At 36.5% G+C, this 20,723-nt stretch carries 15 protein-coding genes; 5 read left to right on the top strand and 10 right to left on the bottom strand.

What is annotated here, in order from left to right; translation table 11 throughout:
* Position 1 precedes the first annotated feature (1 nt).
* Both GXX20_04755 and GXX20_04750 read right to left on the bottom strand, forming a co-directional pair.
* A complete protein-coding gene (locus tag GXX20_04755; protein ID HHW30973.1) occupies positions 2-1,648 on the bottom strand; it encodes an S-layer homology domain-containing protein in 1,647 nt (548 codons plus the stop codon).
* 62 nt (positions 1,649-1,710) lie between these two features.
* Positions 1,711-3,552 carry a hypothetical protein gene (locus tag GXX20_04750; protein ID HHW30972.1) on the bottom strand — a complete coding sequence of 614 codons (1,842 nt, stop codon included), beginning with the start codon at positions 3,550-3,552 and terminating at the stop codon, positions 1,711-1,713.
* Positions 3,553-4,056: 504 nt separating this feature from the next.
* On the opposite strand from GXX20_04750, the gene GXX20_04745 reads away from it, so the two are divergent.
* The 4 genes from GXX20_04745 (at position 4,057) to GXX20_04730 (ending at position 10,512) form a co-directional block, all read left to right on the top strand.
* A complete protein-coding gene (locus tag GXX20_04745) occupies positions 4,057-7,824 on the top strand; it encodes an efflux RND transporter permease subunit (GenBank protein HHW30971.1) in 3,768 nt (1,255 codons plus the stop codon).
* Positions 7,825-7,902: 78 nt separating this feature from the next.
* Positions 7,903-8,838 (top strand): nucleoside phosphorylase, encoded by a 936-nt coding sequence (locus GXX20_04740; GenBank protein ID HHW30970.1) that lies wholly within the window; start codon positions 7,903-7,905, stop codon positions 8,836-8,838.
* A complete protein-coding gene (locus tag GXX20_04735) occupies positions 8,831-9,811 on the top strand; it encodes a DNA photolyase (protein HHW30969.1) in 981 nt (326 codons plus the stop codon). Before GXX20_04740 ends, GXX20_04735 begins: the two co-directional genes overlap by 8 nt.
* A complete protein-coding gene (locus tag GXX20_04730) occupies positions 9,808-10,512 on the top strand; it encodes an SDR family oxidoreductase (protein ID HHW30968.1) in 705 nt (234 codons plus the stop codon). Before GXX20_04735 ends, GXX20_04730 begins: the two co-directional genes overlap by 4 nt.
* Before the next feature lie 334 nt (positions 10,513-10,846).
* Here GXX20_04730 and GXX20_04725 read toward each other — a convergent pair whose 3' ends face one another.
* Genes GXX20_04725 through GXX20_04715 form a run of 3 tightly spaced genes read right to left on the bottom strand, consistent with a single transcriptional unit; the run spans position 10,847 to position 14,097 of the window.
* On the bottom strand, positions 10,847-12,541 hold the full coding sequence (locus GXX20_04725) for an arginine--tRNA ligase (protein HHW30967.1): 1,695 nt from the start codon (positions 12,539-12,541) through the stop codon (positions 10,847-10,849).
* A complete protein-coding gene (locus GXX20_04720; protein ID HHW30966.1) occupies positions 12,504-12,971 on the bottom strand; it encodes a DUF1934 domain-containing protein in 468 nt (155 codons plus the stop codon). The genes GXX20_04725 and GXX20_04720 overlap by 38 nt, the downstream gene beginning before the upstream one ends.
* Positions 12,972-12,987: 16 nt before the next feature.
* On the bottom strand, positions 12,988-14,097 hold the full coding sequence (locus tag GXX20_04715) for a D-alanine--D-alanine ligase (protein ID HHW30965.1): 1,110 nt from the start codon (positions 14,095-14,097) through the stop codon (positions 12,988-12,990).
* A 337-nt stretch (positions 14,098-14,434) separates the two neighbouring features.
* Here GXX20_04715 and GXX20_04710 point away from each other — a divergent pair, with 337 nt between their 5' ends.
* Positions 14,435-14,653 (top strand): zinc ribbon domain-containing protein, encoded by a 219-nt coding sequence (locus GXX20_04710; GenBank protein ID HHW30964.1) that lies wholly within the window; start codon positions 14,435-14,437, stop codon positions 14,651-14,653.
* 147 nt (positions 14,654-14,800) lie between these two features.
* Here GXX20_04710 and GXX20_04705 read toward each other — a convergent pair whose 3' ends face one another.
* The 5 genes from GXX20_04705 to GXX20_04685 form a co-directional block, all read right to left on the bottom strand.
* On the bottom strand, positions 14,801-15,511 hold the full coding sequence (locus GXX20_04705) for a GerMN domain-containing protein (protein ID HHW30963.1): 711 nt from the start codon (positions 15,509-15,511) through the stop codon (positions 14,801-14,803).
* A 243-nt stretch (positions 15,512-15,754) separates the two neighbouring features.
* Positions 15,755-16,027, bottom strand: coding sequence for a winged helix-turn-helix transcriptional regulator (locus tag GXX20_04700; protein ID HHW30962.1), 273 nt, complete (start codon positions 16,025-16,027; stop codon positions 15,755-15,757).
* A complete protein-coding gene (locus GXX20_04695) occupies positions 16,024-17,748 on the bottom strand; it encodes a CoA-disulfide reductase (GenBank protein HHW30961.1) in 1,725 nt (574 codons plus the stop codon). The genes GXX20_04700 and GXX20_04695 overlap by 4 nt, the downstream gene beginning before the upstream one ends.
* Before the next feature lie 192 nt (positions 17,749-17,940).
* A complete protein-coding gene (locus GXX20_04690; protein ID HHW30960.1) occupies positions 17,941-18,816 on the bottom strand; it encodes a decaprenyl-phosphate phosphoribosyltransferase in 876 nt (291 codons plus the stop codon).
* A 132-nt stretch (positions 18,817-18,948) separates the two neighbouring features.
* A complete protein-coding gene (locus GXX20_04685; protein ID HHW30959.1) occupies positions 18,949-20,463 on the bottom strand; it encodes a hypothetical protein in 1,515 nt (504 codons plus the stop codon).
* Positions 20,464-20,723 lie beyond the last annotated feature (260 nt).

The following is a 20,723-nucleotide window of genomic DNA, read 5'->3' as shown; positions in this document are numbered from 1 at the left end:
CTTAAAAAAGAAGAATCCTTTCTCTATAATCTTTTCTAATTCCTGATCTCATATAATCAATATATCTCTTGATTAAAGCAGCAGTTCTTCCCTTTGTCAGTTTTTCATTAGGCTTAAGGTATCCCCCGTCATCTCCATGGACAAGTCCTATTCTATGGGCAACGTATACAAAGCTTCTGGCTTCCTCAGGAATTAAATCATTGTCTTTGAAGGCAGTTACAGCATTAGGATTAGGAGCCAATGATTCAAGGCCAAGGGATCTTACCAAAATCACCAGTGCTTCCGAAAGAGTAACTCCTTCTTCAGGGTAAAACAGGCCATCGGTACTTTCCGGTATGATCTTTCTTTCTAACGCATTCTTAATATCCTCAAAATAAGGATTATCTACAGCTACATCACTGAAAGGTGAAACTATTTCTTCTTCTTTTCTCTTCCGGTTATTACTGGTCGTTCTTACAGTATTTCTCTTGTTTTCTGAAGAATCTGAAACATCCTGCCTTGAGGCTCTTGTCACAGCAGATATAAACTCTGCACGGGTAATATAATCCTCAGGATTAAAAGCTTTTGCATTCTTACTGTTGAAAATCTCAATACTGAATAATTCTTTAATCTCCTCTTCTGCCCAATGACCTCTTAGATGATTTATATCAGGTACAGGAAGACGCACTGCAGAGGGAAATGTTTCGATCTCCAGACTTCCTTTTGTTGTTTTGATATTATGTGTGGACCTTCCCTGACTATCAAATTCCGGAAGATCACAAGTATATTCTAAGACACTGCTGTTGTAACTGGATTCAACATATCCGCCTCTAAAACTGATCTCGTCCGGCTCATTCTCTTGAAATCTGTTTTCTTTTATTGATGATGTAGATAAGGATATACTGGCAGTACCTGTCCACTCATCATATGACTGCCCGTTAGAAACACGGCTGTTTATTATATACTCCAGCATCATTGCTTCGGTCGATCCCCAGGAGTTTTCATAGGCATATGTATCTCCTACTATTTCACATGTTACTGTGCCTGTATTGGTACCTGATATTACCTGGTACACCTTTTTAGACAGTATATTTCCTGCCCTGTACTGTATTGAAGGTTGACTGTCAACAATGCAGGCATAGGAAAAATCATTGCTTCTTAAAGTATAAGTTATATTGTTTATCCTTATAACTTCTGAAGGGGTCCGGGATAAGGTGGTCTCTTCTGACACCTGGCCGTTGCTTTTTTCAACAAGCTTGGTATTGTAAATGGCTGTCCTGTTCAGAGTTGCCCCCAATTTTTCATTTTTCAGATTGTAAGTGTATGTAGTATTGATAATATTGTTTCTTGTGGTTTTCCTTATTATGAGTGTTCCTTCAAACTCTATAGGCTGCCCGGTTATAAAGCATACTTCCTTATAATCCATGGTTGTGACACCTTCAACCTCACCTGAAGAAATACCTCCTTCAAAGCCGCTGTCTCCATGACGGGCATATACATTTGAAGGTATAAATAGAATAAATGTTAATACCAGTATAATGGCTGGGATAATAATTGAACTAATATTAGTATTTATTATGTCTTTATTTTTTGTTTTTTCCCCAATACTTAATTTGGTACTTTTGATTTGAACATTATTGATCTTTGTATTTTTATCATTTCTGTTCATGTTCTTTTTCATTAGATACTATCCCCCACTTACCGTTATCCGCTGACAAACCGGGCCTTTGTTTATTCTTCTACGATAATTATATAGGCATCTCCATCCCGGGTAACATCCTTCTTGACTGCCCTTATAATATCTCCCTTTTTCAGTTGAGAAGAATCTACCACTTTATTGTTTTTAATTATCACTGTGTTCTTTAATAAACTTAGATCTATTAAATCTTTGCTCTCCCAAAGATATGTATCCGAGGAATATACTTTTGCATTCTTAATACTTATCTCTGTTACTTCTTCTGTTGGAACACCCTGTTCATTCTGTGCCCTTTCAATTTTATATATTTCTCCTCTTACATTAATAGTACCGTAGGGAGCAGTACTAATCAGGATGGAATCTACACCGTCTGCAACAATGTAAACAACCTTATCAACATAGCTTTCATCCCCATATCCCACAAAATCCTCAGTTCTGATTATTCCTTCCTCTCCGAGTATCCTTGTATCGTATGTTATATTAAAGGTTTTTGGGGTATTGTAGTATTCCCAGTCCAACCCTTTAAGCTGGGAGAAAGTATAAAGGGTGATACTTTCCTCTTCTTCAATCGACTTAATTCTTCCTCTGTATATCTGAGGCATGTATTCATTATAACGGTCGTTAATATATATAATTCCAGCATTGTAGTTACCTGTTCTGTAATCTCTGTTGGCAACAATGTAAGCCTTTTCATTTATCCTGGCAGCTCCTGCAGGAACCAGTTTCCCGTTATCAACAATTATGGTTTCTTCAGAGATACCTATGGATCCACTCCTCAATTTCAGGAAAACGCGGGTAAAGTTGGGCGAAAATCTGGTTATCTCATCATTATAAAGGACTTCTTTATCATCCTTTTTCCTAAAGGATACCAACACAGCTTTTTCATCATTGCCGAAATCCTTCCCTGCAGCAACATACACTTCATTATTGCGCAAATTACTATTTATTTTATCTAAAGAGACAAGCTGGTTATTATAGAATGATTTGAATTCATCTGACAGCTTCATGCTGACAAATCCTTTCTGTTCGATCCTCTTCCAGCTATCTCTCTGCAAAACTTGCACATTTCTCAGTATAAGTTTGTTAAGTACCTGATCAACCTTATATATTACACCCTTATATACATTTGAAATATTCAGTCCCCTGGCTGAAATTGTAATTTCCTTTATGATGGTTTTTTTGTCGGTAACCTGGAGAAGAAGCTTTACCCTGTCACCACTTTTCAGTGAATTAATATCAGTAAGCATTCCACTTTCTATTACCAATACCCTGCTATCCAGTTCAAAGTCCTGCTGTGTACCGTCATCCAATTCTACAGCCAGATAGGAAGCTCTTTTGGAGATTACTTTTCCATATTTTAATATATAATTGCTGGCAGCACTGATGGATAAAAGCGTACCATCATTCCCCAGCATAATAAACACCGTATCTCCGGCTTCTATGTCGTATATGCTTGCTTCGGCATTATTTCTGAATACTTCTATTTCATCGGGATCTATATAATTATATGTTCTTAAAACCCAAGGCCTTTGATAGGAATCAGTAATGCCTGTCCCGTCTTCATTGTATAAGGTTATATAACCAAGATCCGGATTATTCTCTTCAACGATACCTTTAACTATTGTATAGCTATTGTCCGGAATGTTGAAATATGAACTATTATAGGCTGAGCCCACAGGTACCGAAGGACAAATAAGAAAAATAACCAGCAATATAATTATTAGTTTTTTTATATTATTTCTTAAATTATCTACTCTATTGATAAATGCATTATGATTTTTGGTGATAATATTTGTATTGACATATGGATGGCTGCTAGTATAAACATCATTATTTGATGATGTATTTGTGCTCATAAACTTATTAGATTTGCTCATATATATAACTGCCTTTCATCTAATTCTTAATATTCAAATAATTATAGACAAAAATGCCGAAATATCAGCTCTTTAAATATTTCGGCATTTTTTATAATTTCTTTATCCTTTATATGTCCTTTACCTATTTTTTATGATGATTTTAATAATTTCCGAAAAATATGATTCCAGGTTACTGAAAAATATAAATACACGTTACTTATTTCCTATATATAAATTGAACCTGCTAACCCATAATGTTCTTGTATCATCCTGCAATGTTCTTGTATCATCCTGCCACATATTGTATAATACAAAAATAAATTATTTGCCTATTAATTCGACCGACCAGTCGGTCAATAAGATGCTTAATTATATTTTACTATAATAAATATTTGTAACAATAAATATTCAATAATTAATAATCTTAACAAATATTTATTTAGCGTTAAATCCAAATAATTATTATTGAGCGTTAATATTAAGAGTTAATATTGTATTAACACACAAACAGGAGGAACAAGAATGTTATCTAGTTATAGTGTACGCAGACCATATACAGTTTTTGTAGCAGTTATTCTTATTATAGTTTTGGGAGTTATTTCATTTGTTAATATGACTACTGACCTATTGCCTTCAATTGACATGCCATACATAATTGTTATAACTTCTTATCCAGGAGCAAGCCCTGAAAAAGTTGAACAGACAGTTACCAGACCACTTGAAGCAACTTTGGGAACTGTAAGCGGATTAAAAAATATAAGTTCCATTTCAAGAGAAAACAGCAGTATTATAATACTTGAATATGTCCAGGATACAAATATGGACAGCGCTATTATTGAGCTATCAAGCAGTATTGATCTGGTTTCAGGGCAGCTGGATGAGGGAGTGGGAACTCCAGTTTTTCTAAAAATAAATCCGGATATGATTCCTGTAGTAGTTGCCAGTGTGGACCGGAAAGGTATGGGAATTGAAGAAATCTCTGACTTTACCAGTGAAACCCTGATCCCTGCCTTTGAGAGACTGGAAGGAGTTGCATCGGTAAATGCCAGCGGCCTTATAAAAAAACGGCTTGAAGTAGTGCTGGATGATGAAAAAATTGAAGAGTTAAACATCCAAATCAAATCTCATCTGGAAAAAACCTTTGATGAAAACAGAATAACACTGGAAAAGGCACAATCCGAAATTGCCGAAGGCCTTGCCAGGCTTGAAAAGGAAGCCCCTAATCAGAAATCTCAACTGGCTCAGGCTGGAATACAGTTAAATAACGCTATTGCAAATATTAATTCCCTTTTATCTGAAGAAACTATACTAAATGCTCAGAAAACCGCATTTCAAAAGGAAAAGGAATCTTTGCAGCAATTAGCTGAGCTGAATGATTTATTTAAACAAATTTTCCCTTTAGGTATATCTGAAATAAGCCCTGATATGTATAAAGCTATAATGCAGCAAGTGGCGGATAGACTTCCGGAGAGCATCTCTAACCTACCCCAGGAAGAAATGGCGGAGCTGGCGGAAAAGGCTGCCTCAGCTCCTAACCGTATTGCGGCCATTGATGTTGAAATTCAAAATATTGATATCCGCCAGATGGCATTGTCTGCCATGAAGCCCCAGCTTGAGAATTCTCTTAAAGAAACTGAATCTGCCATTAAGGAACTGGAATCAGGCAGAATTACAATGGCAATAGAGCTGGCAAATAATCAGATTCGTCTGGAAAATGGCAAAAAAGAAATAGAAAAAGCTCTTGAAGAATTTAATAAAGCCAAAGAAGAAGCATTTAAGAATGCAGACCTGTCTAACATAATTACCGAGGAACTGGTATCCAAAATTATCATGGCGCAGAATTTTAATATGCCTGCAGGCTATATACTTAATGGAAACAACCAGCATTTAGTTAAGGTCGGAGAGGCATTTAGCTCAAGAGAAGAAATTCAGAATATGGTCTTAATGAATATTGAACCGGTTGGTGACATCCGTTTATCAGATGTTGCAAAGGTTTCAGTTACTGATAATTCCAGTAAAATATATACTAAAGTCAACGGTAATGAAGGTGTTTTACTCACCTTTCAAAAGCAAAGCACTGCTTCTACATCTGCCGTTGCAGATGCCATAAATAAAGAGATAAAAAGATTGCAGAATGAGTATGAAGGTTTAAGCATACGTCCTTTGATGAATCAAGGAGATTATATTCACATGTTAACAGACAGTGTTATTGAAAATCTCCTTATTGGAGGAGTCCTGGCCATACTGGTACTGCTGGTATTCCTTAAAGATGTCAGACCTACTATTGAAATTGCCTTAAGCATTCCTATAAGCCTCATGTTTGCAATGGCATTGATGTATTTTACCAAAATAACTATCAACGTTATTTCCTTATCCGGACTTGCCTTGGGAGTAGGCATGCTGGTAGATAACAGTATTGTGGTTATAGAGAATATATATCGTTTAAGGAATGAAGGAATTCCGGCTTCCAAGGCTGCTGTGAAGGGTGCTGTTGAAGTTTCCGGTGCTCTCGCAGCTTCAACTCTGACAACAGTCTGCGTATTCTTGCCCATAGTTTTCACTCAGGGACTAACCCGTCAGCTCTTTACCGACATGGGGCTAACCATAACCTATAGCCTTTTAGCCAGCCTGATTGTAGCTCTTACACTAGTGCCTGCCATGGGGTCTACTTTGCTAAAATCAGTCAACGAAAGGAATAATCGCTGGTTTGACAAATTTGCCAGATTTTATGAAAGAATTCTTAAGGCAACTATACGTAGAAAAGCTATTATATTGATACCTGTTACTTTGCTATTTATATTGAGTATATATGGTGCTTCTATCATAGGTACTGCCTTTCTGGGTGAAGTTGACTCTCCTCAAATGAGTGCAATCATAACCATGCCAAAAGGAATTACGATTAAAGAAAGATATGCTTTGAATGATGAGGTTATGAAAAGAATATTAGAAATTGAAGCTGTAGAAACAGTGGGAGCCATGAGCGGCAGTCAGTCAGGGCTTGGATTCCTGGGAGGAGGTTCAGGTTCCGATAATGAAACCACATTCTATATCCTGCTTAAGGATAATCGTTCCTTGAAAAATACCGATGTTGAAAGAATAATATATGAAAAAACTGCCGACTTAGGCGTGGAAGTCTCGGTTACCTCCTCCAACATGGATATTTCCATACTTGGCGGAAGAGGCATTCAAGTTAATATTAAAGGTCAGAATCTTGATAAGCTTGCTGACATATCAAAAGATATTGCCGGGCTGCTTAGTTCTACAGCAGGAGCTGTTAATATTGAAACCGGCCTGGAATATGCAGATAAGGAAACCAGAATCCAGGTTGATAAAGACAAGGCAATGAGAGAAGGACTAACTGTAGCTCAAATATACAGTGAAATCAGCTCAGCCCTTAAAACTGAAACCCAAGCTACCATTCTTGCTGAAGGAAATAAAAACTACCCGGTATTGCTGGTTAAGAGTGATCAGGGAGGTATAACACAAGAAAACCTTGCAGATTATACCTTTACTGTAAAACAAAAGGATGGGAAAGAAAAACAGGTCAGGCTAGGAGATATCGCCCAGATTATAGAGGCTGACAGCCTCAGGGCAATCAGGAGGGAAAACCAGGCCAGATATATGACTGTCACTGCAGAAATTGCTGACGGCTACAATATAGGACTGGTAAGCCGCGAATTTGAAAAGAAACTGGCTGATTATGATGTGCCTGAAGGCTATGACATCAGTATTTCAGGTGAAAATAAAATGATTAAAGAGGCTATGCGGGACCTTGTCCTTATGATTATACTGGCTGTTATCTTTATCTACCTTATTATGGTCGCACAGTTCCAAAGCCTCTTGTCACCTTTTATCATATTATTTACAATGCCCCTGGCATTTACAGGAGGTCTGCTGCTGCTTTGGGCATGCAATATGGAACTGTCTGTCATATCTATGCTGGGATTCTTGATACTTGCAGGTGTAGTTGTGAATAATGGCATTGTATTTATAAGTTATGTAGAACAGTTGCTGGAAGAAGGTATGAACCAGAAGGAAGCCCTGGTAAAAGCCGGCGTTACACGTCTGCGCCCCATTCTTCTGACTGCACTTACAACCATTCTGGCCATGGTTACAATGGCCTTAGGCTTTGGTAGCGGCGCAGAAATGGTCCAGCCTCTGGCTGTAGTGACAATTGGTGGGCTAACCTATGCTACTGTGCTTACGCTCCTTGTAGTGCCGGCTCTGTATGATATCTTTCACCGCAAGCCAAAGGGCAGAATAGAAATTGAATCTGAAAATATGTTTTGATACAATCTAAAATATGATTTGATTTAATCTGTATATACTGGAATGCTAAAGTGTGAAAAGGCTGGTGTATTGCTGTAAATGGTACTATTTGTAGTGGCGCTGATGGTGGAAGCCGCTCCCATAATCGATTATTTTAACTTAAAAAAGGATATGAACGTCCGTGCATTCACTGTTTATAAAAATACTGATATGGCCTTGATTGTAAGCGGAGTGGGGAAATTAAAAAGTTCAGCTGCCACTGCATATATTTGCTCTCACTGTGGAACAACTGAAAAAGATATACTGATAAATATAGGATTTTGTGGTGCATACGGCAGTAATTATGCTGCAGGTACATTGCTTTTGGTTAATAAAATCACAGATGCAGACAGCAATAAAGATTACTATCCTGATGTGCTATACAGTCAGAATATTCCCAGAGTAAATTTATGGTGCTACTCAAAAGTTGTTAGAGAAAAGTATATTAGCAAAAGTAATCAAGAGTATATTAGAAAAAGTAATTTTGATGAAGTAACCATTAATGAAAGAAATAATGATGAAGTGAATAATAGTGAAGGTAATAATGAAAAGCCCTTCTTTTGCGATATGGAATCGGCAGGATTTATGGAAGCTGCCTCAAGGTTTGTTTACGCACATAATATAGTGGTGTTGAAAATAATATCTGACCATTTGGAACCGGATGACCTTGATAAAAAACTTTTAAAAAGCTTTGTAAGCAAACGTATGACACAGGTTGAAAGCATCATACATGAACTTAAGGAGCTAAATAGCAGTATAGATGTATTTTCATTTTCTGAAGAAGAGAAAGAAGTATTTGATGTTATTTTTGTGAATTTTCGTTTTTCAGAAGCAATGAAACAGAAATTTCTAAAAGTAATGAAGATTTTAAAATTAAAAGGAATTGAACCGGTACACTTTCTACAGTCCTATATAAAAATAAAGGCCAGTTCCAAATTAGAAGGAAAGAAACTATTAGAAGACATTTTTAAAAGGAGCAAGGAAGGTAATGTTTAAAACATTATATGTAGAAGAAAAGGCTTATAATTACCCCATTACCCGTCAACTGCTTCAAAAGTTTAAAGACATTCCGGTGGTTACCATCAACCATTACAAGGATATCTTTAACCGTCCAAAACAGCATTTTGCTGTTCAAAAGCAGTCTATGTCCCTGATTCTTGCAGTCAGAGATGGTCAGCTCCTGTATGAAGGTCCCGAGATTTGCCAGAATTTCGGTTATACAAATTTTTATTATACCTCTTTCCTTCTTAATTGTTTGTTTGACTGCGAATACTGCTTTTTACAGGGCATGTATCAATCAGCAAATATAGTGGCTTTTGTAAATACAGAAGATTATATGAGAAGTATGGAGGAAATATTTCAAGGAAGAAAAATACTTCTGGCAATATCTTACGATACTGACCTTATAGCTTTTCATAATATCATTCCCTATCTGGAATATTTTTATGATTTTTTTGCACAACATCCGGATATACTGGTGGAGGTCCGCACTAAGAGTGCTAACCAATCCTTTTATAATAATTATCATCCCCTGGAAAATATAATAATGGCCTTTACCCTTGCTCCAGATGAAATAATTAAGAAGTATGAACGGCATACGCCTTTATTGGAAGCAAGGGTTAAAGCTATTAAAACAGCTCTGTCAAAGGGATTCAAGGTCAGACTTTGCTTTGATCCTGTATTTGCTATACCCGAAATGGATCAAGCATATAAAACCTTTTTTCACTATATTTTTTCTCAAATTGACCCTGACTGCCTGGTGGATGTTAGTTATGGTTTTTTCCGTATGCCAAGGGATTTTTTTCAAAGAATCGAAAAAATCAGGAGCACTTCCCTTCTTTATGCAGAGGAATATTGCTTAAAAGACAATATAATATCCTACCCTGAGTCTGTCGCGGAAAGAATTAAAAAACAGCATCTTGAAATTATAACAAAATATATAAATGAAAAGAAGGTATTTGTCCTATGAAAACTGCAGTGTTAACCGGAGCTTCCCGGGGTATAGGGCTGGCTTTGGCCAAAAGGTTGCTTGGCTTGGGCTATAAAGTGTATGGGTTGGCCCGTTTCTGGGAAAATACTGGTTTTTCCCATGAGAATTTCATATCTGTTCAATGTGATGTACAAGATATAAATAAACTTACAGAAGTAATTATGTCTATTGAGAAAAAAGAGCCGGAGATTAATCTCCTGGTCAATAACGCCGGAGTAGGATATTTCGGCCCTCATGAGCAAATACCGGTAAAATGTATACAAACTATGGTGCGCACAAACCTCGAGGTACCTTTAATACTGTGCCGGCTGCTGCTTCGCGCTCTAAAAAAGAGCCAGGGTACTATTATTGCTATTTCATCAGTTACAGCAAAAAAAGTAAGCGCCCATGGCTGTGCTTATGCCGCTACCAAAGCCGGGCTTTCCCATTTTTTTAACAGCCTTTTTGAAGAGGTAAGAAAATATGGCGTTAAAGTTACAACTATTCACCCTGATATGACAAAAACCAGTTTTTACGATCATCTGGATTTTACATATGAAGATGAAGAAGAGGCTGTTTTACTGGCTGATCAAATAGCCGATGCTGTAGAATATGTTCTTTGCTCAGGAAAAAACATGGTAGTAAATGATATAACCCTGCGTCCCCAAAAGAACAAGATAAAAAGAAAACCCCAGAGGTGAGTTTGATTTTCCCTCCATACTAACTCCAGAATTTTTGATTTGCATGCATAACCTATGAACAAAGCTTACGGATTGTTGATGTATAAGGCAAGAAAAATCCGTAACTTGCGGCATTCCTTTTTACTTCGAAAGTGGCTCACTTACTGAAAGAACATATGCGTAGAGACTGTAGAGCCTGTTAATCCGACTGAGGATAAGGCAAATCACTGTCTGAACAAAATAACTTCCTTATCTCCTTTTTATAGTTATTTTGTGAGTTTGATTTGCCCCGAAGTGAATTTACAGGCTCTAAGGCTCGGAGCATACAGTTCTTGAAGTAAATTGAGCCACTTCCCTACATTCTCTCAGGCGCAGTTATTTTAAGTAAATCTAATGTGTTCCTTATTACAATTCTTGTACATTCCACAAGAACCAACCTTGCTTTCATCAAATCCTCCTCCACTCCTCTTACTCTGCAAGCATTATAGAAACTGTGGAACAAGGAGGAAACTTCCATAACATAACGGGTTAACCTGCTTGGTTCAAGGGTTTCTGCAGAAATTTTAACTTCTTCCGGTAGCTCTGCAAGTTTTTTGATAAGCTCAATTTCTTCTTTTTCCTGAAGAAGCTCCAGGTTTACCTCTTCAGCACTTGGGACTTGAATTCCGTCCTCCAACAATAGTTTAAGCATGCTGCATATCCTTGCATGAGCATACTGTACATAATACACCGGATTCTCATTTGACTGCTGTACAGCCAAATCCAAATCGAAATCCAGATGGCTTCCTGCGGCTTTCATATTAAAGAAAAATCTGGCGGCATCCTGTCCTACCTCTTCCAAAAGATCTCCAAGAGAAATTGCTTTGCCGGTTCTCTTGGACATTCTGACAATTTCGCCATTTCTATATAACCTAACAAGCTGGAATAATACTATATCTAATTTTTTAGGATCCACTCCCAATGCCCCGACAGCAGCCTTCATTCTGGCTACATGGCCGTGGTGGTCTGCTCCCCAAAGGTTGATAACCCTGTCAAATCCTCGTATCAGGAATTTGTTCTTATGATAGGCAATATCAGACGCAAAATATGTAGGAATTCCATTATTTCTTACAAGCACTTCATCCTTTTCCAGACCAAGTTTCTCACCTATCAACCAGGTAGCCCCATCTTTTTCCATTAAATATCCTCTGCTTCTCAGAAAGTCTAAAGTATCATATATCTCATTGCTGTCATACAGGGATTGTTCTGAAAACCAGGTGTCAAATTTAATCCCATAATTCTCCAGATCAGACTTTATTCTCTTTAAATTTCTCTCCAGGGCAAACTTTACAAATTCCTTTCGTCTTTCTTCCTGATTAACATTAAGATATTTATCCCCATGAAGAGCTATAAAGTCTTTCATATGCTCTATAATATCTTCCCCATGGTAACCGTCTTCAGGAAACGCAACCGCCTCTTCACCTTTGAGAAGCTGAATATATCTGGCTTCCAAGGATAATGCAAACTTCTCGATCTGATTTCCGGCATCATTTATATAGAATTCACGGTGCACTTTATATCCCGAAGCTTCCAGCACGCTTGCTATACAATCTCCAAGTGCCCCTCCCCTGGCATTGCCCATATGTAAAGGCCCTGTAGGATTTGCGCTGACAAACTCCACCATTACCTTTTGGCCTTTACCAATATCGGATTTACCGTAGTCTTCCTTCTCTTTTTGGATATTCTTAAGAGTTTGAGACAACCACTTTCTGCTGAGATAGAAATTCATAAAGCCTGGTCCTGCACATTCTACCTTCGCAATATTGCTGTCATCCAGTTCCATATTGTTAATAATTATTTCCGCTGTTTGTCTCGGTGGTTTCTTAACCAGTCTGGTAATCTGCATGGCAATATTTGATGAAAACTCTCCATGCTCCTTTTCCCTGGGAATTTCAATATTTATTTCAGGTATTTCAACAGCCGGAAGAAGGCCATTTTCCTGTGATTTAATAATAGCTTTCTTAATAGTTTCTCTAATTTCCAGTTTTATATCGTCTATTATATTTATCATCTGTATTTCCTGCCTCTCTGATTAACATATGAAAATCATTATATCCTGACCTATTATTGTTAAATTCCAACTGATAACCAACTCTTATTTCTCCGCCATTATCATTAACATTTATATTAAGATCATTTGTGACAACACCTACAGAAAACGTTCCATATTCAGTATCATAATAAGAAATATGTTTTTGCCCCCGCTGGAACATAAAAATGGAATTAATGGAACCGCATCTCATTAATGTTACAACTCCGTCTGCAACTTTTAATATTGTGGTAGTACCCTCCATTCCTGTTACTTCACTTTCATCATAGGTAATAAGATAGGCATCACCATCCTTATAGTATTTTCCTTCAGTAATCAACTCTAATTCACTTTTTTCATTATTAAATAATGTCTGCGTTCCTTTTACGGAAATAATAACATCTTTATCCATAGCTGTGCCTCCCAGACTAAATATCAATTTCTCTTTTTCTGTCCTGGAATCTCTCCAGCGCTAGATTAATCAATCTATCAATTAATTCGGAGTATTTTATGCCTGTTGCCTCCCAAAGCTTGGGATACATACTTATGTTTGTAAAGCCAGGAAGAGTATTAACTTCATTAATATAAACTCTATTGGTTCCTTTTTGCACAAAAAAATCTACTCTGGCAAGGCCGGAACATTCTAAGGCCTTAAATGCTTCAATGGCATATTTTCTTATCTCATTAGAAATATCTTCTGGCAATTCGGCAGGTATTACAATTTTAGAGGTGCTATCAGGGCTGTACTTTGCCTCATAGTCATAAAACTCATTACAAGGAATAATTTCACCTACTACAGAGGCTTCAGGTTTTTTATTTCCCAAAACAGCACACTCATATTCGCCGCCTTCAATATATTCTTCTATAAGAATTTTACTGTCATACCTAGATGCCAAATAAATTGCATCTACAAGCTGATTCCTGTCACGGGCTTTGCTTACGCCAATGGAAGAACCCGTATTAGAAGGCTTTACAAAACATGGGTATGTATGTACTGCCTCAACCTTTTCTATTATACCATGTATATTATCCTCATTTATCTCTGATCTGTCAAAAACCAGGTATTTACCTATTGGAATGGAATATTTTTCAAATATCAACTTTGAATAAGCTTTATCCATTGCCAGTGCAGAACTCAACACTCCACACCCTACATAAGGGATTCCAAAAAGTTCAAACATTCCCTGTATTGTTCCATCTTCTCCATTGCACCCATGAAGAACAGGGAAAACTATATCAAGCCTTTTGCAGATATTCTTCAAAGATTCGGAAGATTTATCTCCTGAAAACAATTCAAAAACATTAATTTTATTGTTTTTTTCATTTGCCTCAGCTATAGCCTGCCATCCCCCGGTGCCGACCTCTTTCACAGGCCCTTCATATATAAGCCAGCGGCCGTCTTTAGTAATACCAATCATCACTACCTCATATTTATCCCTGTCTATATTATTTATAACATTTTGAGCAGATACTCTTGAAACTTCATGTTCAGGTGACCGGCCTCCGAAAATGACTCCTATTCGTTTTTTGTTTGACATATATTAAACCTCTCTTTTCTTAAAATCCTATCATTATAAATATACTATTTTTATATGAATCTCATTATACATTAATCTCTTTTTATAAATAAATCCATTAAATTCTTATTAGACCTACTGTTAATAAATTAAATACATTATTGTTTCCATCGTCTATAACAATATATCATATTATTTTATCAAAGAAATATCAAGAATACTATCACTTCTGTGACGAAGGTTAGGATGAATCGCTATGATAATTTCTCATGTCAAAGTTCATGTTATAATATATAATATAATAACTGGTAGTATAAAGTATTTTATTAAGAATTAAGAAGTGTGGAGTGTGAAAAACATGCCTTTTTATGATCTAAAATGTACCAAATGCGGAGAAGAGTTTAATATAATGGCAAGCATGTCACAGAGAGAAAAAAAACAGATCAAATGTCCGCAATGCGGAAGTACAGACCTTGACCCTATCTTTACAAATGTAAATATTATACAAAGCAGAAAAACAGAACCTTCAAATTGTCCAAATTTCAGTAGATGTGGTGGTTGCTGTCCCCATCAATAATAAGTTAAAAGGGCATTCCTTAAGGAAAAAGCATCTCTTTCCCTCAGTTGGGGGAGTGCCCTTTTTAAACTAAAACAATAAGACATTTACCATTAAAAATAAATATATACATAAACGTTAAAAAAGGATTAAATATACTCAAGTATATTACTCGAGGGCTTCATCTTTAATATTAACATCGGTTTCTAAGGAATCTTTTTCTTCCGCTCCTGCATCTCCGCCTTCAGATTCATCTGTATCAGTTATACTTGAAACAGCAGGTTCCTTGCTTACCATAGAAGTATTTCTGGGAAATGCTACATCAAATTTAAAATGTCCTTTATATTCTTTCTGGGACTTGCCATCAATTGTAAACTTCACTTTTTGAATCTCACTAAGCTCGGTCAATGAATTCACTATGGAATACAAAGTAAGTTGTTCTGCATTTCTTCCTCCCATATGATTATCTACAAATTCTTTGCTTAAATCAACTGTAGCCACTCCGTCTTTTACTTCTACAAAATTTAATTTTGTTCCTTCAGGTATTGTGGGAAGTAAACCTTCCTTGGCAGCAGGCCCATTAATCAGCTCATTAACTATTATTGAAGCCAAATAGTTAATTCCTTTTTCAGTTTCAGAATCGTCAATATACCTAATCTCCACCCTTAACTTTGTCCCATCTTCATTGGCAAAATATAGACGAATTGGGTACTTGTTTTCCAGCCTCCTGGCCATTTCCTCTTCCATAACCACACTGCTTGCAGGACGAAGTTCATCATTTTCAGGCTCTATAAATCCTAATTTTTGAAGAATGCTGCATCCAGACGCGAGAATACCAACCATGACGATAATGACAACAAGAAGAATATATTTACGCATTATAATGCCACCTCACATAAAAATATCTTTACGATATTTTTATGCCGCAGGTTCCCTTAGTATTCTATAACACAGGAAATTTTCCATTACAATTAAAGCTGCAAGCAAACTCGCTTCGCTCGGGGATTCAATGGAGGTCTAGCAATCTCCCACTAAATAAGGTTGTTATTATATTTTGCATTAATTCAGCTCCCGCTTATAGAAGCAAGAGACTTCTTGATGCTTGGTTCAGGGAATGTCCCTCTACACCAGCAGCACCTTTATAATATTTATAACGTCTTTATTCACAACTGAATAGCATATGTTCGAGCCTTCTCTTTTTCCCTCAATAATCCCAGCAGCCTTTAGCTTGGAAAGGTGCTGAGAAACAGTAGACTGAGGCAACCCAAGGCAATTTTGTATATGGGTTACATTGCAGTTATTTTCCATAAGTCCTTTAACAATGCACAGTCTGTGAGGATGGGCAAGGGCTTTAAGCAATTCAGCTTTTTTTTCATATTGTTTCATGTCTATCATAATTTACCCTCCTGAAATAAGCTTTCCCTCACCAATATATCATAATCATATAATTTCTCATTTGATTGTTTTTGCATCGCTACTTGATAAGTCTCATATCCTCCGCTTAAATTTTTAACTTTTTTAAAACCCTTCTGTAAAAGGATTCTTGAAGCTATGTATCCTCTTAAGCCTGCCTGGCAGAATACAAATATCTCTTTATCCTTCGGAAGGGCATCCAATCGTTCCCTCAATTCATCTAAAGGAATATTAATTGAATTTTTTATTGTCCCCTGCCTGTGTTCCTCTTCAGTCCTTACATCAAGTAGAATAGAATTATCCGGATCAATGGATTCTACTTCATCCCAATGGAAAACAGCTACATCTTTCTTTAGAATATTTGATGCCACATATCCTGAAATATTCACCGGGTCTTTGGCAGAAGAAAAGGGAGGTGCATAAGCAAGTTCCAGTTCACCAAGATCAAATACAGTCATTCCTGCCCTTATGGCAGTTGCAATTACATCTATTCTCTTATCCACCCCTTTGTAACCTACAATCTGTGCGCCAAGGATTTTTCCATCTTTCTTCTCAAATATAAGTTTGATGCTCATGGAAACTGCTCCTGGATAGTAAGTTGCATGACTGGCGGTATGGATAAAGGATTTTTCATAATCTACCTTATTTCTCTTAAGTATCCTTTCATTATTCCCTGTGCATGCTGCAGTAATATCGAATACTTTCAATATGGATGTACCCTGAGTGCCGGTGTATTTTTCCTTTCTTCCGCAAATATTATCAGCCGCTATCCTCCCCTGCTTATTTGCCGGTCCTGCAAGGGGTATACGTACCGGTTGGCCGCTTAAAAAATCTCTTATCTCTACAGCATCTCCTACAGCATATATATAAGGGTCGGAGGTCTGCATATATTCATTTACTAAAATTCCACCCGTTGCTCCTATTTTCAGTCCTGCATCTGATGCAAGTTTTGTATCCGGCCTTACTCCTATCCCTAGTACTATCATGTCGGTTTTTATAGTTTCTCCGCTAGTGAGTTCAATTATATTATATGAGCCTTCATCTCTGCAGTAACGCACACTATTATTTAAATATAACTCAACACCATTTTCCTTCAAATGTTGATGTAAAATGGCTGCCATATCGAAATCGAGAGGACCCATAACATGGTCTGCAAGTTCAACAATAGTTACTTTTACGCCTCTTTTATGAAGATTTTCAGCTATTTCCAGGCCTATGAAGCCAGCTCCCACTATCACAGCCCTCTTTGGCTTTACAGAGTCAACATATTCTTTTATTTTATTGGTATCGAATATGGTTCTTAGAGTGAACACCTTATCTCCGAACATTCCTGGTACATCTGGCCTTATCGGTTCTGCTCCCGGTGAAAGGATGAGATAATCATATGTTTCTTTATAAAGAATATCCTTTATCTTGTCATGTACTTCTATTGATTTTTTATGAGGATCAATGCTTATAACCTCACTGTTAACCCGTACATCAATATTAAACCTGCTTTTCATTGCTTCTGGAGTCTGCACAACCAAAAAGTCTTCCTCTTCGATTACCCCACCTATATAGTAGGGTAGTCCACAATTAGCATAAGATATATGCCGGCCTTTTTCAAAGATAATGATTTCCGCATCTTCATCAAGCCTTCTAAGTCTGGCTGCTGCACTCGCCCCGCCGGCTACCCCGCCTACTATCAAAACTTTCCGTGACATAAATCTCCTCCCACTGAATTGCAACATTAATATATTCTAATATTATAATATTCCGATGGCAGAGTCAAGAAGAGGGACATTCCTTCACTTTTTTCTTTTTTAGTTTAATATTGTTTTAATACAAATTCCTTATCTTAATCAGAGTCGAAACTTGCTTAAATAAAGAACAATGCCTGTGATTGTTGAAAAAACTTAATAAAACAGCCATACAATAACTATACTGGTTATTATCCAGAGTATAACATCTATAAGAAGCGGCTTGTCCTTTAATAGCGCCATTTCAGGGCTGCCTCCCATATCTTTGGTGGAAGCCAGGTACTGGTATCTGAAAATTCCATATAATACAAAGGGAATAGTTAACATAATGTAATAGGATTTTCCTGCGTTAAATGTATAAAGAGCATAGGACATAACAGTGGTGGAAGTTACCACTGAAAGCATCTGATCTATAAGCTCAGGTGAATATTCCTCAAGAATTTTTCTGTGATGTGCGGCGTCATCTGATAAAACCAATAATTCATTCTTCCTCTTGTTAAGAGCCAGGAAAAGGGCCAGTAAAGTAGTACATAAAATAAGCCACGGGGATATAGTAACCTGTATGGCAACTGCTCCACCCACTGTTCTTAATACAAAACCCATAGCTATAATAATAACATCAAGGATTACTATATTTTTAAGTTTTAATGAATAGGCAAGAGTCATAAGGAAATATGTAACAAGAATATAAAACAATGAAATACTTAGTATATATGAAAGGCAAAAGCCTGCACCCAGGACTATTGCAGCAAACACTAAAGCTTCTCCTGCCTTTATTTTTCCAGAAGCAAGAGGCCTGGTTTTCTTTTTTGGATGCATAGCATCTTTTTTTCTGTCAACCACATCATTAATTATATATACTCCTCCTGATATTATGGAGAACAGTATAAAAGCAAAAAATGTTGTTAATACAGGTTTCACACTAAGAAATGACCTTGAAAAAATTAGTCCTGCAAATACAAAACCGTTCTTTATCCATTGTTTTGGACGCATTGATACAATAAAAAAATACAGTTTTTTTGCGATACTCATAAAATCTCCTTATCTCCTATCTTACTAGTAATAGAATTTCCTCAATATGTGCCAATCATAACGGCACAACCGGAAATTTTCTACCTTTGCATTATGATAATTCTCTATATTTTTTTCTATTATTTTATATCATTATTTTATAATGTATATAATTCCATCCGATAATTCTTTTACTGGTTCAATCTTAAAATAAAGACCAAGTTCTTCAACATTATAAATAGTGCCTGGATTATTCCCGTTAAACCAAACAATGTATGAATTGAAATTACCGGTTAAAGAGTCTTTAAATTTTTCAAGCCCATATTCATATAAACTGTTTTTCTTAGGGGTATACATTGCAGTCAGTCCGGATATTACATATATTGCATCGGGATTATTACTGTAAATGGCACCGTTTAGAGGATTTTCTTTAATATAGTTTATAAGGTCGGAATTATGCCATCTATCTGTTGAAAAAACTCCCGCGCCTTCCGTTATTGACTGCCGGACATTACCAACGACCTTAACAGCAGGGTATATAAGGAATATTAATAATATACCTGAAAGGAAATATAAATTAATTCTTTTATTTTTACTATCATCAATAGTATTCAAAATCAATGCTAAGACATATAGCAGAATTAAGACCAATGGCACAAATACAGGAGACATTAGCCTGTCGTCAATAGTATCAAAAGCTATTGAAGAAGCAGATATAACAAGATAGGGTATATAAAAAACAATAATAGCTAAGGGAGCTGCCACTGGAATAAAAGTTTCCCGTAAATCTGATATTTTTTTAATTCCATCTGCCAGAAGAGGGGTAACATAAAGCGCTATTCCCAGAATCAACATTGCTATTGCCAGGGCAGGTACAATGCCATAACTTAGAAAATTCTGCAGCACTGAGCCGGGAATAAACCAGGAAGATATTGTTTTTAATGCAAAGCTTATATTTTGCCGAAGAGTATAATTGGAGGGTGTTCTGGCACCCATCAATGTGGAAGATACCATGTAATTCCTCACAACCCATAATAACCATGGTAATCCGGAAATCAAACCAAAAACTATTATATCCTTTATCTTGTCAAACCATTTATTTCTTTTAAGCAGAAGAACTGCACAACCAGCCAGTACAACAATTACACCGCTGTATCTTGTCAGAAAAGCCAGTGAGCTGAATATGGCTGCCAGGTAAAAATCCAGGACTTTTTGATTTTTAAGATATTCACCAATATGAATAATGAATAATAAAATCAGCAATATAAATAAAGGTTCAGACCAAACATATTTTGACACATGAAAAACAGGGATAGAAAATAAAACTGATAAAGAACCAAGAAAAGCTATCACATGGCTCCTTGAATTTTTAAGCAGCCATAATCCTGTCAAAAAAATTACGCCTGAAAAAATAACTGCATTAATATAGAGGGCTGCCGACCATCCTTCAATTCCTAAAGCAATAAACAATGCCAGCAGTGAAGGATATAAGGGAGGCCATTGTATAAAAGCAGACTGATATCCAAAGTAAACATAACCTTCTCCTGCAAGCAGACTTTTGGCAGAATATATGTAAGCGACAGAATCTGTAGATATAGCCGGTCCATATTTGGAAGCGCATATAACAACCAGTATTGCACCTGTTAGACTACAAATCAAAAAAAGCAAAAAACTAAGCTTCTTACTCAATGCTTCCGATATATAATTGCACTTTTTCATCATAGCCTGAGACTATTCCTTTCCATATAATGCAATTGAATTATATCAGAAGATAGATAATTTTACAAAGGTCAAATACAAGCTATGTGTTTATTTTATGATAATGTCACCTTGTTAATTATTTTGATAAAATGTCACTATGAAGGGCAAGGTGTATTATCTAATGTCACAAGAGCAGCTTAAAAGGTATACTGTCATTGAGAAAACAC

The organism is Clostridiaceae bacterium (assembly GCA_012840395.1).
GTDB lineage: Bacteria > Bacillota > Clostridia > Acetivibrionales > DULL01 > DULL01.
Note: the sequence above shows the minus strand (reverse complement) of the source record. Positions and strands in the feature narration are given on the sequence as shown.

Coding starts and splice junctions, on each gene's coding strand:
- GXX20_04755 (HHW30973.1), bottom strand. CDS start 1,648: ATGAACAGAAATGATAAAAATACAAAGATCAATAATGTTCAAATCAAA.
- GXX20_04750 (HHW30972.1), bottom strand. CDS start 3,552: ATGAGCAAATCTAATAAGTTTATGAGCACAAATACATCATCAAATAAT.
- GXX20_04745 (HHW30971.1), top strand. CDS start 4,057: ATGTTATCTAGTTATAGTGTACGCAGACCATATACAGTTTTTGTAGCA.
- GXX20_04740 (HHW30970.1), top strand. CDS start 7,903: ATGGTACTATTTGTAGTGGCGCTGATGGTGGAAGCCGCTCCCATAATC.
- GXX20_04735 (HHW30969.1), top strand. CDS start 8,831: ATGTTTAAAACATTATATGTAGAAGAAAAGGCTTATAATTACCCCATT.
- GXX20_04730 (HHW30968.1), top strand. CDS start 9,808: ATGAAAACTGCAGTGTTAACCGGAGCTTCCCGGGGTATAGGGCTGGCT.
- GXX20_04725 (HHW30967.1), bottom strand. CDS start 12,541: ATGATAAATATAATAGACGATATAAAACTGGAAATTAGAGAAACTATT.
- GXX20_04720 (HHW30966.1), bottom strand. CDS start 12,971: ATGGATAAAGATGTTATTATTTCCGTAAAAGGAACGCAGACATTATTT.
- GXX20_04715 (HHW30965.1), bottom strand. CDS start 14,097: ATGTCAAACAAAAAACGAATAGGAGTCATTTTCGGAGGCCGGTCACCT.
- GXX20_04710 (HHW30964.1), top strand. CDS start 14,435: ATGCCTTTTTATGATCTAAAATGTACCAAATGCGGAGAAGAGTTTAAT.
- GXX20_04705 (HHW30963.1), bottom strand. CDS start 15,511: ATGCGTAAATATATTCTTCTTGTTGTCATTATCGTCATGGTTGGTATT.
- GXX20_04700 (HHW30962.1), bottom strand. CDS start 16,027: ATGATAGACATGAAACAATATGAAAAAAAAGCTGAATTGCTTAAAGCC.
- GXX20_04695 (HHW30961.1), bottom strand. CDS start 17,748: ATGTCACGGAAAGTTTTGATAGTAGGCGGGGTAGCCGGCGGGGCGAGT.
- GXX20_04690 (HHW30960.1), bottom strand. CDS start 18,816: ATGAGTATCGCAAAAAAACTGTATTTTTTTATTGTATCAATGCGTCCA.